Origin of the sequence: Pseudoalteromonas rhizosphaerae (assembly GCF_028885455.1) — a bacterium.
Classification (GTDB): Bacteria; Pseudomonadota; Gammaproteobacteria; order Enterobacterales; family Alteromonadaceae; genus Pseudoalteromonas; species Pseudoalteromonas rhizosphaerae.
In genome coordinates, this window is sequence record NZ_CP118496.1 from 326,566 (window position 1) to 339,947 (window position 13,382).

9 protein-coding genes are annotated in these 13,382 nt (G+C 41.7%); 5 read left to right on the plus strand and 4 right to left on the minus strand.

Annotation, left to right across the window (positions count from 1 at the left end):
• Positions 1-129 precede the first annotated feature (129 nt).
• The 4 genes from PVK79_RS01550 to hslR form a co-directional block, all read right to left on the minus strand.
• A complete protein-coding gene (locus PVK79_RS01550; RefSeq protein ID WP_257325175.1) occupies positions 130-3,354 on the minus strand; it encodes a TonB-dependent receptor in 3,225 nt (1,074 codons plus the stop codon).
• A 396-nt stretch (positions 3,355-3,750) separates the two neighbouring features.
• A complete protein-coding gene (locus tag PVK79_RS01555; RefSeq protein ID WP_182732552.1) occupies positions 3,751-5,289 on the minus strand; it encodes a phosphoenolpyruvate carboxykinase in 1,539 nt (512 codons plus the stop codon).
• Positions 5,290-5,555: 266 nt separating this feature from the next.
• Entirely contained in the window at positions 5,556-6,401 is an 846-nt protein-coding gene (hslO, locus tag PVK79_RS01560; protein ID WP_145242756.1) for an Hsp33 family molecular chaperone HslO, read from the minus strand.
• 12 nt (positions 6,402-6,413) lie between these two features.
• A complete protein-coding gene (hslR, locus tag PVK79_RS01565; RefSeq protein WP_404676548.1) occupies positions 6,414-6,836 on the minus strand; it encodes a ribosome-associated heat shock protein Hsp15 in 423 nt (140 codons plus the stop codon).
• 205 nt (positions 6,837-7,041) lie between these two features.
• Between hslR and gspC the strand changes: the two genes are divergently transcribed.
• From gspC to gspG, 5 genes are all read left to right on the plus strand, one after another.
• Complete coding sequence (gene gspC, locus PVK79_RS01570) at positions 7,042-7,989, plus strand: type II secretion system protein GspC (protein ID WP_257325176.1); 948 nt, start codon at positions 7,042-7,044, stop codon at positions 7,987-7,989.
• A 23-nt stretch (positions 7,990-8,012) separates the two neighbouring features.
• Positions 8,013-10,073 (plus strand): type II secretion system secretin GspD, encoded by a 2,061-nt coding sequence (gene gspD / locus PVK79_RS01575; protein ID WP_145242762.1) that lies wholly within the window; start codon positions 8,013-8,015, stop codon positions 10,071-10,073.
• Positions 10,066-11,625, plus strand: a complete 1,560-nt coding sequence (gene gspE / locus PVK79_RS01580) for a type II secretion system ATPase GspE (RefSeq protein WP_274804021.1) — start codon at positions 10,066-10,068, stop codon at positions 11,623-11,625. The genes gspD and gspE overlap by 8 nt, the downstream gene beginning before the upstream one ends.
• 2 nt (positions 11,626-11,627) lie before the next feature.
• Positions 11,628-12,863, plus strand: a complete 1,236-nt coding sequence (gspF, locus tag PVK79_RS01585; RefSeq protein WP_145242766.1) for a type II secretion system inner membrane protein GspF — start codon at positions 11,628-11,630, stop codon at positions 12,861-12,863.
• Between the two features lie 74 nt (positions 12,864-12,937).
• Positions 12,938-13,357: a type II secretion system major pseudopilin GspG gene (gspG, locus tag PVK79_RS01590; RefSeq protein WP_145242768.1), complete on the plus strand. Its 420-nt coding sequence runs from the start codon at positions 12,938-12,940 to the stop codon at positions 13,355-13,357.
• Positions 13,358-13,382 lie beyond the last annotated feature (25 nt).

Below are 13,382 nucleotides of genomic sequence, written 5' to 3' on the forward strand. Positions count from 1 at the left end.
TAGAAGGCAAACTAGTGTTTTTTATAAGTAACAGGCAAACCTGTAACCTCTATAAGCGATAGATAAATTAGCGAAAGCTTTGGAATAAAAACGCGTAGTCTTGCTGCTACGCGTTTTAGTATTTAGCTTCTAGAAGGTTGCTCGAACGCTAAGTGCAAAGCGTCGATCTGTCGTGAAGTTCAACGCCTGAGTTTTAGTGCCCGCTTGATCCATTTGATATTTAGTTTTGGTTTCAGTCTCGAGTAAATTACTCGCTTCAACACCTACTTTCCAATGATCATTAATGGTGTAGTATAAGCTGGCATCCATCATACCTGAAGCCTCAGCATAAGCTGGTACATATTCTTCAGATTCGCGTAGGGTTAATAAATATTCAGAGCGCCACGTATAGGCTAGACGAAAAGAAACCTTTTCGTATTCATACATACCGATAATATTTAAGTTTTGGTCTGAATACCCTTGCAGAGGTAGCCCACTGAACACACGGAAAGTGTTACGGTTATCAGCGATAGGGTTACCATTTTCATCGAATCCTAATGTTCCATTTGAGATTTCGTTAGGATCTTCTAAACCACTCTGGTCTATGAAGGTATAGTTTAATTGTAAACCTAAACCACCCCAAGCGCCTGGCAGCATATCGTAGAATTGAGAGTATGAAAATTCAGCACCGCGCAGTGTACCAGAGCCAGTATTGGCAGGACCATATGCAGATAAGTTGTATTCTTCAGTTCCGTATGTCACGTCAAGGTCAAATGTTCTATTGCGAATAATGTTATCTAGTTTTTTATGGAATAGCCCCAAAGTAACGTAGCCTGCTGGCGCGAAATACCATTCGGTTGTTAGATCGGTATTTATTGCTGTTTCAGGTTTAAGGTAAGGATTACCCGATAATGCGGTCAGTTCTATATCATCGATTCCTACAACAGGGTTACTCGTTTCATCATAGTCTGCGCCAGGTGTTTGGAGGCGACGATTATAGTCTAGATTGATAATACTGATGTTCCGTGCATCAACTAGGCTTGGGTAAAATAAGGCTTTTGAGATGCCAAATCTTACCACTACGTCTTCGCTAATACCCATGCTTAGGTTTAAGCTTGGTAATATTGTGCTGTAATCAGTACCATCCACTGTGCTCAGTGTTGATTCACCCCCAGCAAGATCATAATAGCGCTTGTATTCTGGCTGCTGCATTACTGTATTTAAGGATGTTCCAGGTTCACCGCGCTTACTTACCGGCGGTTGCACTAATGCGCCAGTGGAGGCTAATTTGTAGTTTACATAGCGTAAACCTACATTACCGACTATTGGAATATCTTGCGCGACAAAATCAAAGTCGCCACGTACATAAAACTCGGTGCGTTTTTCGTTTGTTGCACTGATATTATGAGCTGCATAAGGGCCTTCAACACGGTTTGGCTTATCTGTATAAGGGACGTAAGTACCCGTACAAATACCGTTGTTTGCTGCGCTGTTTGTTGCATTATGCCAACCGTCTTTACAGCCCTGGCGGAGCGAATCAGCATAATTTTTGACTAATTCCATGCGTGGAAAAAGGAAGTTATTTACATTACCTTGCAGTACTTGACCGTTGTAATAATCAGAGAAATCAACACGCTCAAATAATTCAGGTCGATTAACTGCAGAAGCTGCATTACGGTCATCTTGTACCCATGGTGTACCGATTGCAGACCAACCTTCATAAGCGGTGTCGCGAACAGTCAAGTCTTTGTCTGAGTGATAAATACCAGATTTAATGTTAGTAAATGTACCATCGAGTTCGTAATTAACATCTAATTTAAAACTATTGGCTTTGGCTGTATTATGCTCTATTTGTTCCATGCCACTACCAAGAAATAGATTTGGTACAGGACCATTCCAATCTTCATTAGGAGACCAACCTGCGGTTAAAATATTGTCACTGAGAAATTCAACAGAAGGTCTAGAGCCGCTCATATCTAGGAAGTAAGGCGAAACTACATGGACATGATTACCTCGTGTTTGACCTGACATACTGTAATTTTGTAGTGATTTTTCAGAGTCTATGTGTTGGTAATCGAAATCAACCGTCAGGCGATCAATTGGTTTTAGTGTTAGTTTGAATGAAGTATCTTTAACGGTATTTTCGTTATAGTTCCAGCGACTTCGATAGAAAAAAGGAGTTTCAGGACTTACACCTAAAGCAATACCTGATGTGACGAATCCATTCTCAGTGGTTAATGGGTAACCATTTTCAGCATCATCCATCCAATTCTGAGATGAGCCCATAAACCCTTTAAAGCCTTGAGCTGCTTGTCCAATTTGGCGTTCGTTCCACTCCAATGAGGCTCTTGAATTAATATGTTCCAAGGTGGCCACTATAGTTTCGTCGTTGTTAGCCCATTGCAATGATGATGTAAAGCCAGTGCGTTTACGATCATTAGTAGCTGTACTCATATGAATAGCAACCGGAACATGCCAAACACTCGCTGCAGGTTGACCGGGTAAAGCAGGGCCATCAACCGGCGAGCTTGGATCAACACCTATGATGCCACCCCATTGATCAGTAGTGGGAATAAATGAATCGCCACGGGAGTGGAAATTACCTAAACCAATACCATCACCTCGTGTTTTATATTCAGATTGTGATCCGGCAATAAGAAAGCCAAATTTACCTGCATCAGTTTCCCAGTTATCAGAGAACAGAGCGGAGAAAGAAGGAGTTGTCTCATCTCGAAAGTCACTGTAATTAGCTTTTGCGTTAAAAGAGATAATACGGTCTGTGGAATCAAATGGTTTGCGAGTAATTAGGTTGACTGTACCAGCAATACCTCCTGATATAAGATCCGCGGTTTGGTTCTTAACTACTTCTACAGCTCCTAGTAGCTCCGCGGGGAAGTCCTCATAGCTTAGGCCACCCGATGGATTTGCGCTAAATGCATCACGGCCATTTACTTCAGAGCGGACCCGGTCCAAGCCTCGAATAAGAACACCAGTCCCCTCATCTGCATAATGCTTCGGATCACTAGAAGATGCAAAGCGTTCAATTGTGACCCCAGGAACACGTTGGAGAGCCTCAGTCACTGATTTGTCAGGCAGTGCACCAATATCTGATGCCGTGATAACATCCTTTACGGTATCAGCATAGCGCTTTAAGTTTTGTGCGCTATAGATACTGCCACGGATGCCCGTGACCTCTATAACCTCAATTGATTCATCTTTATTAATAGGTTTGACATCGCTGTCATTTTGTTGCGAAGTTTGAGCTGTAAGTAACAGTGGACAAAGACCTAGTAATGCATATGAAATCGCAAGGCTAAGCCGAGTTTTCGTTCGTCCAGTGTTGTATTTATTGCTATCGATGACTAATTTTGACATGGTTTAATCTCTTTTACTTATTTTTATAACCAGTTGTAACCTTGCATTTTAACGAGGGCAAAGTTACTCCTTTCGATCGGCATTGCTACTTAATATGCCAAGTTTTAGTTACTACTTTAAATTAATGCAATACTTTTTTAACATATTAAAAGAAATAAAGTAACATTTATTTTGTTTTTTAAGGTTACTTTTTAACAGGAGCTAAGGATTAGTCGTTCTTTTAAATGTAAGGGGGTAGTTATTCCATAATAATTGTTATATGAAAATAGCGACAGGAGATAGGGTTATTACCCCGAACTCAGGTTTAGTAGTAAGAGTGATGGATTTAATTTTCTGGTTAAAATCAAAAACGCCAACTCGAGGTTGGCGTTTTAATTATGAGGCTAAAGTAGCTTATTAAGCTTTAGGTCCTGCATTTTTGATTTCATCTGATACATCGTATTTAGCGAAGTTTTCAGTGAAGTCTGCTGCAAGTTTGGCCGCATATTCAGCGTATTTAGCTTTATCTTCCCAAGTATTGATTGGGTTAAGTAGCTCGCTGTTAACGCCTGGTACTGCAACTGGTACGTCTAGGTTTAAAACATCAATATGTTGAGTTTCAACGCCAGCCAGTTTACCTGATACGATTGCATCAACAACAGCGCGGGTAGTTGGAATATCAAAACGCTTACCAGTGCCGTAAGGACCGCCAGTCCAACCAGTGTTAACTAGGTATACCTTAGCGCCAAATTCACGTACACGCTTCATTAGAAGCTCCGCGTATACACCCGCTGGACGTGGGAAGAATGGTGCACCAAAACAGGTTGAGAATGTTGATTCGATATCGCTGGTAGAACCAATTTCAGTTGAGCCAACTTTTGCAGTGTAACCGCTTAGGAAATGAAACGCTGCAGCTTCTTCGCTAAGGATTGATACTGGTGGTAATACGCCGCTTACATCACAGGTTAAGAATACCACTGCTTTTGGCTCGCCTGCGCGGTTCTCTACTTTACGTTTTTCAACGTGTTCAAGCGGATAAGCTGCGCGGCTATTTTGCGTTAGGCTAGTATCATGAAAATCAGGAATACCTTTTTCATCAAGGACAACGTTCTCTAGGATAGTTCCAAAGCGGATTGCATCCCAGATAACAGGCTCATTCTTTTGTGAAAGGTCGATACACTTAGCATAACAACCACCTTCGATGTTGAATACACTACCAGGTGCCCAGCCGTGCTCGTCATCACCAATTAAAAAGCGAGTTGGATCTGCTGATAAAGTTGTTTTACCGGTACCAGATAGACCAAAGAATAATGCTGTATCGCCAGCTTCACCTACGTTAGCTGAGCAGTGCATTGGTAGCACGCCTTTCGCTGGTAGTAGAAAGTTTTGCACTGAGAACATTGATTTTTTCATTTCACCGGCATAACGCATACCTGCAAGCAATACTTTACGTTGTGCAAAGTTGATAATTACTGTGCCATCACTGTTAGTGCCATCACGTTCTGGGTCACAAACAAATGAAGGTACATTCATTACCTGCCATTGGGGTAAATCAGATGCATTATAAGATTTAGGTTCGATAAACATATTTTTGGCAAAGATATGATGCCATGCAGTTTCCGTTGTAACAACAACAGGTAAATAGTGCTCTGGATCAGCGCCTACTTCAAGGTGAGAGATGAAGTGGTCGTTGCTCTGCACATGTGCTTCAACACGTGCCCATAAAGCGTCAAATTTATCTGCATCGAAAGGGCGATTTACATTACCCCACTGGATTTCATTTTCAGTACTTGGTTCTTGAACAATAAAACGATCTTGTGGTGAACGACCAGTACGACGACCAGTGTTAGCAACAAAAGCTCCATTGGCGGCTAAAGTCCCTTCACCGCGACGGATCGCGTGTTCGACAAGTTCAGCTGCAGTTAGATCGACAAAACGAGTAGCGCTTGAAGTCATGTTTATACCTAAATTGTGTGAGATTGAACGGGATAGCTCTGGGGTTCTTATTTCCCTTTAAGCTGTAATTATAGTAACAGATGGATTAGGGATATTCGAGCCTATGAAAGGCCTAAAAACACATATATTTGGCAAAAAACATGAATAATTTCAATGATACCGGTGTCATAAAAAATCATTAAATTCATGACACCGGTATCATCTCTACGCACAAAAAAGCCGCAAAAAATGCGGCTTGAATTCTGTTGGTTTTTTGAACGATGTTGTTAGTTGAAAATACTCTTCACATCTTGTTCATTAAAAATGTAATCTTTTAAGCAATAATGGCAGCTAATTTTTACCTCACCATTTTCAATAACGTCATCTAATAAAGCTTGTTGACCTATATTAACGAGCGCAGTGATGGTTTTTTCTCTACTACAACCACATTTAAACTGGATTGCTTGCGGCTCGTAAACACGCGGATTGTCTTCATGATAAAGTCGAGTAAGGACAGTAGCAGCATCAAGCTCTAACAACTCTTCAGCTTTAATCGTATTGCTGAGTGCTTCAAGGTGAGTAAAGTCAGTAATCGACTTTTCTTTATTTACAGGTAACACCTGTAGTAGTAAACCAGCAGCTTTCGCGTGACCTTGTGTTGTGTCAGTTGCAAACCAAAGACGTGTTTGTAGTTGCTCTGATTGTGCAAAGTAGGCTTCAAGACATGCTGCTAACGTGTCATGCTCAAGCGGAACTATACCTTGATAACGCTCACCTTTAGTTGGTGTGATTGTCAGTACCATCACACCGTTACCGATTAGTTCCTGGATGGTTGAGCCTGTTACTTCACCTTGCAGGCGGGCAATACCACGCATATTTTGTTGATGATCACCGTTGATAACCGCATATTTTACCGGGCCATCACCTTGCAGTTGTACTGCTATATCACCTTCAAACTTTAATGTAGCTGTAAGTAGGCAGGTTGCGACCAGTAACTCACCCAATAAAGCTTGCACTTGCACGGGGTAATTATGATCGGCAATCATTTCATTATAAGCTTGCTCTATTTGTACGAGTTCGCCGCGGACGTCTAGTTGATCAAATGTATAACGATGAAGTAGATCTTGTTGCATGAGTGGCTTTACCTAACTTGATTTCATTTTTAAAAGTTCGCGTCTTTGCTTTTTATCTGGTTTACGGTCCGGATGAGGAGCAAAAAAGCTATTATTCTTGCGCGCGATGCTATTGGCTTCGCGTTTTTCGATACTTGCATCAGATTCGTGATACAAGGTTTGAGCAATGGGGGCACTTAAGCGTTTATCAAGCAATTTAAGTACAGTGATAACTTTTTCGTCAACTCCTTGAGCAAGTTTGATCACGGCATCTAGTTCGACTATTTTACTAGGTTTAGTGCGCTGGCCATTATAATGTACTTTGCCACCTTGCACCATGTCCCGTGCGATGGCGCGGGTTTTATAAAAGCGTGCAGCCCACAACCATTTGTCTAAACGGATACTAATAGTTTCATCTTTTGACGTGGTATTACGGGTGTTACTTTTTGACACAATTATACTCAATTAAAAGCGCGGCTCTGTAAGGTAAAATTTAGCATGAAACTTACCAACAAAGAAATAGTCGAAGTTTTTTACACTCAGCTTGAACGTTAATTTACCTTGTTTACAAAGTTTAATATTAGTGCGCTTGTTGAATGAAAAATGAAAAGGTACTATAGGCCAGCGATGAAGCAGCAAATTAAAATAAGAAACGTCATTTATGGAACAGCGATTACAACAGCTAAAACATCTAGTAAGTAAATTACCCCACGCTAAATTGGGTTGGGCAATAACGCTTTTAGCCGTTGTTTATATTGCCTTTTTGGCTGCAAAACTATTTTGGTTAATATGGCCTACCCCGGTTAATTCTAGCCTTTCTCCAAGCTATATTAATAGCGTTACAGGTAAGCCTGAACGGGTTAATACGCAATTAATTTTAGCACAAAACTTGTTTGGTAAAGCCGACGCAGTGCCTAAAAAACAAGCAAGCCAACAAGCTCAAGTCATTAACAATGCGCCAGAAACTCGATTAAGCATTAATTTAACTGGTATTGTTGCAGTCAGTGGCAATGATCAAACAGGCTTGGCAATTATTGAGTCTCAAGGTCAACAATCAACCTATTTGGTGGATGACGTTGTGCAAGGCACTCGCGCTAAACTTGCGCAAGTATTACCTGATCGAGTAATTTTAGATGTTAGTGGCCGTTTTGAAACGTTAATGCTTGATGGCGTAGATTTTACCAAAACAGTGTCAATGCCAGTACTTGCCGAACGTGATAGTGATGAACCTGAACTCGATGACGGTCCGCAAATGGAAAGTGACCGTCAGATTGATGTAACAGCAAATCAAGAAGTAAAAGAAGCACTTATAGATACCCGGGAAGAACTGTTAAAAGACCCCGGTAAACTATTTGACTATATTCGAGTATCTCAGGCTATGAAGGATGGTGAGCTTATTGGCTATCGTTTAAGCCCAGGTAAAGACCCTGCATTATTTACGCAGATGGGGTTACAAAATAACGATTTGGCTGTATCGATTAACGGCTATCAATTAACAGATTTAAAACAGGCCATGTCAGCCATTAATGAGCTGCGTAATAGTACCGATGCGAACATTACAATTGACCGTAATGGCGAGCAGATTGATGTGCAATTTAGCCTGCAATAACTTAGCTTTGGAGTTTTAATATAATGGTTCACGCGCTACACCTCAAAAAAATCAGAAAAGGGTTAGCTAAGTACGCAACACTTTTTTTTGTGGCTAGCTTATCTCTATCGGTGTCTGCCGTTGAGTATGCTGCAAACTTTAAAGGGACCGATATCAACGAGTTTATTAATATCGTTGGTAAAAATCTAAATAAGACCGTCATTATCGACCCGAACGTACGTGGTAAAGTAAACGTACGCAGCTATGAATTGATGGATGAAGCACTTTATTATCAATTCTTCTTAAATGTACTAGAAGTTTACGGTTATTCAGCTGTTGAAATGGATAACGGTATATTAAAAATTGAAAAAAGCTCTGATGCTAAAAAATCAAACGTACCGTTAGTTACTGAAGACGACCAAGCGCGCGGTGATATGATGATCACTCGTGTCGTACGTGTAAAAAATGTTAGCGTACAAGAACTAGGTCCATTAGTGCGTCAGTTTAGCGACCAAAAAGATGGCGGTCATGTTGCCAACTTCAACGCTGCAAACGTCATGATGTTGACCGGTCATGCTGCCTCAGTAAACCGACTTGTTGAAATTATTCGCTCAGTTGACCAAGCCGGTGATAAGCGGGTTGATATTGTAAAGCTAAACTTTGCCACCGCTGATGATGTGGTATCTGTGGTTGATAATATTTACAAAGATAGCGGTAAAGGCAGTATCCCAGAATTTTTGATCCCTAAAGTCGTTGCAGATGGCCGTACTAATAGCGTTATTGTCAGTGGCGAAGGCCAAGCAAGAACGCGTGCTATTGAATTAATTAAACGCCTCGACGGTGAGTTACAAAGCCAAGGCAACACTAAAGTAATTTACCTTAATTACGCTAGCGCTGAAGATTTAGTGAAAGTGTTGCAAGGGGTTAGCAAAACGCTTGGTGAAGAAGGTCAAGGTGGGGCAACTAAAACCCGTAGCCGCAACCAAAACGAAACCAGTATTGAAGCTCACCCAGATTCAAACTCATTGGTCATTACTGCTCAACCTGACACCATGCGTTCATTGGAGTCAGTGATTGAACGGCTTGATATTCGTCGTGCTCAAGTACTCGTTGAAGCAATCATTGTTGAAGTAATGGAAGCTGATGGTATTAACTTTGGTCTGCAATGGATTTCAGAGCAAGGCGGTATGATGCAGTTTAATAACGGCACAACCGTTCCTGTTGGTTCTTTAGCTGTAGCTGCTGAACAAGCCCGTGATAAGACAGTGACTAAAACTCTCACTGGTGATAATACTGAGCTTAAGGAATACGATGAAACGCAAAAAGGTGATCTTGGCCCGTTAGGTGCGTTGTTAGGGGGCATCAATGGATTGGCTATGGGGATTGTTAAAAACGATTGGGGCGCGATCATTCAAGCAGTCTCTACTGATACTAACTCAAATATTCTTGCTACGCCTTCGGTTACCACCATGGATAACGAAGAGGCATCGATGATTGTCGGTCAAGAAGTGCCGATCATTACTGGCTCGCAAACGGGTTCTAATAATTCTAATCCATTTCAAACAGTAGAGCGTCAAGAGGTAGGTGTAAAACTTAAAGTAACGCCACAAATAAATGATGGTTCAGCTGTACAGTTAACCATTGAGCAAGAAGTATCTGGCGTGAGTGGTACTACTTCGGTGGATATATCTATTAATAAACGTGCCATTAAAACCACGGTTATGGCTGATGATGGCGGCATGGTTGTGCTTGGTGGTCTAATTGATGAAGACGTGCAAGAAAGTGTCTCAAAGGTACCAATATTAGGTGATATTCCTATCCTTGGTCACTTATTCCGCTCAACCAGCACCAGCAAGCGTAAACGTAATTTAATCGTGTTTATTCGCCCAACCATTATTCGTGATGGTATTAAAATGAATAAATTAAGCCACAGCAAATATAACTTTATCCGTGGTGAGCAGTATAAACAAAAAGAAGATGGTATTGATTTAATGCCTCTAACCGATGCACCAATCCTACCTGAGTGGAATGATGCATTAGTATTACCGCCAACTTATGAAGAATACTTAAGACAGCAAAATACAGATGAGCGCAATAATGACTGATGCAATCACTGAGATCACCGCAGAGCCCTCACAGCCGCTAAATAATAGCGAGCTGATGACCAGTAACGATTTAGTTGAACTGCCTAATAAGCGGCTACCATTTTCATATGCACGACGTGCAGGCATGTTATTAAGTAAAAATAATGATGACCGGGTGGTTTTCTATCGTGGTGAGCTTAATATTGATACATTGTTAGAAGTGCGCCGCATTGCTGGGCATGGCTTTACGCTTGAACATTTAGCTGATGACAAGTTTGAGTTGTTATTAGAGGCATCGTATCAACGCGATAGTTCTGAAACCCAGCAAATGATGGAAGACATAGGTAACGAAGTTGATTTATTTTCACTGGCTGAAGATATGCCGCAAACGGAAGATTTGCTTGCCGGAGATGATGATGCACCAATCATTAAATTGATCAATGCGATGCTCAGTGAAGCGATTAAAGAAGGCGCGTCAGATATTCACATCGAAACCTTTGAGCAAGAGCTGGTGATCCGATTTCGGGTTGATGGCGTGCTTAAAGAAGTGTTAAAGCCGAATCGTAAACTCGCTTCATTGCTAGTTTCGCGTATTAAAGTAATGGCGAAACTCGATATTGCAGAAAAGCGTATCCCGCAGGATGGTCGTATTAGTTTGCGTATCGCAGGACGTGCCGTTGATGTTCGGGTATCAACCATGCCATCAAGTTTTGGTGAGCGGGTTGTACTGCGTTTACTTGATAAAAATAACGCGCGTTTAAATCTTGAAGATTTAGGTATGACGCTGCGCAATCGTGAATTGTTCTCTGATTTGATCAGTAAACCGCACGGAATTATTTTGGTGACCGGTCCAACTGGTTCTGGTAAAAGTACCACGCTTTATGCGGGCATGAGCCAAATTAACTCTCGCGATCGTAATATTTTAACGGTTGAAGATCCAATCGAGTATGAAATCCCAGGTATTGGTCAAACTCAGGTAAATACTAAAGTTGATATGACCTTTGCCCGTGGCTTACGGGCAATCTTACGTCAAGATCCTGATGTAGTAATGGTTGGTGAAATACGTGACCTTGAAACCGCACAAATTGGCGTGCAAGCCTCACTTACAGGTCACTTAGTGATGTCGACATTGCATACCAATACCGCAGCAGGTGCTATCTCTCGTATGGAAGATATGGGGGTTGAACCCTTCTTGCTATCATCTTCTTTGTTAGGGGTGTTATCGCAGCGTCTAGTGCGAACTTTATGTAAGAGCTGTAAAGAAGGTCATGTTGCAGATGAGCGCGAGTGTGAATTGCTCGGCGTACCATTTGTAAATCCGCCGACTATTTACCGAGCCGTTGGCTGTGAAGAGTGTAACTTTAATGGTTACCGTGGTCGTACCGGTATTCATGAATTACTGGTAGTTGATGAAACTGTTCGCGAACTTGTTCACAGTGGTAAAGGTGAGCAAAGTGTTGAAAAGTACATTCGCAAACATACCCCAAGTATTCGCCAAGATGGCTGTAGTCGCGTATTAGCCGGTAAAACCACCCTTGAAGAAGTATTACGTGTAACGCGTGAGGAAGGTTAACAATGGCAGCATTTGAATATCGCGCGCTCGATGCTCGCGGCAAAGAGAAAAAAGGTATTCAAGAAGCGGATACCGCGAAACAAATTCGCCAATCTTTACGTGAACAAGGTCTTACGCCGCTCGAAGTTGTGCCCGCCGCAGAGGGTGATAAACAAGTTAAAGGTGAAAAAAGCTCGCCATTTGGCAGCTTTTTTAAAGCGAAAATATCTACCTCAGATCTCGCTTTGATCACTCGCCAACTCGCTACACTCATTCAATCGGCGTTACCGGTTGAAGGGGCGGTAATGGCGGTGGCTGAGCAGTGTGAAAAGCCGCGTATGAAGCGTATGTTAATGTCGGTGCGTTCAAAAGTTGTTGAAGGTTATACCTTGGCTGATGGCATGTCTGAGTTTCCACATGTATTTGATAATTTATACCGCGCTATGGTAGCTGCGGGTGAAAAATCAGGTCACTTAGATGCTGTATTGAACCGTTTAGCCGATTACACGGAACAACGTCAACACATGCGTAGTCAAATCACACAAGCGATGGTGTATCCGGTGATATTAGTAATATTTGCCATTGGTATCGTTTCAATATTACTAGGTACTGTAGTGCCTAAAATATTGAAGACATTTGAAAAGTCAAAGCAGGTTTTACCTTGGACGACGGAATGGGTAATGGCTGCTAGTAACTATGTGCAAAATTATTGGTTCATTACTTTGGTGTTATTTACCGCGACAGTGATTGGTGTTAAACATGCGCTAAAACAGCCTAAGATCCGCTTTTGGTATGATTCGAAAATTTTGATGATGCCGGGCATTGGCAAAGTTGCTCGTAGTATTAATACCGCCAGATTTGCTCGTACACTGAGTATCTTGTCATCAAGTTCAGTGCCGTTACTCGAGGGAATGCGTATTTCTGGTGGCGTATTGATCAACGAGAAAATTAAAAAAGCAGTGGCGGATGCCGCAACCCGCGTTAGTGAAGGGGCAAGTTTAAGAGCGTCCTTACAACAAACAAAATTATTCCCACCGATGATGCTGCATATGATCGCCAGTGGGGAGAAATCAGGTGAGCTCGAGCAAATGCTAGAGCGTGCTGCAAACAATCAAGACCGTGAATTTGAAACCATGGTAAATGTCTCGCTAAAACTCTTAGAGCCTGCGATGATAGCGTCCATGGCGGTTATTGTATTGTTTATCGTAATGGCCATATTACAACCTATTATGGCAATGAATAAAGCGATTGGACTTTAACTATTTTAGGGATTTCGTAATGCATTTTTACCGTGTTACGATAGTTAATTATTAAGAACAACAGAGGTATGTACGTGAATAAACAAGCAGGTTTCTCATTACTCGAAGTTATGGTGGTACTGGTTATCATTGGCATGATCATGTCAATCGTGGCACCCAATATTATGGGCCAGCAAGAAGAAGCGGCACTTGATAAAGCGCATCTTGATATTCAGCAGCTTGAAGATGCTATGAGTCTTTATAAATTAAAGAACAAAGCGTACTTAACCACTGAGCAAGGCCTTGAAGGGTTAGTGACTAAAACTAGCGTAGAGCCAGTACCAAAGCGTTTTCCTGAAGGTGGCTTTATTTCTAAATTACCAGAAGATCCATGGGGAAATCCGTACCAGTTAATCAGCCCAGGTGAAGTTGGTAAATTTGATTTGTTTTCAATGGGACCCGATGGCGAAGTGGGTACTGATGACGACATTGGTAACTGGGATGAAGAAAAATAATAATGCATCTTAGTATAAAGGCGTT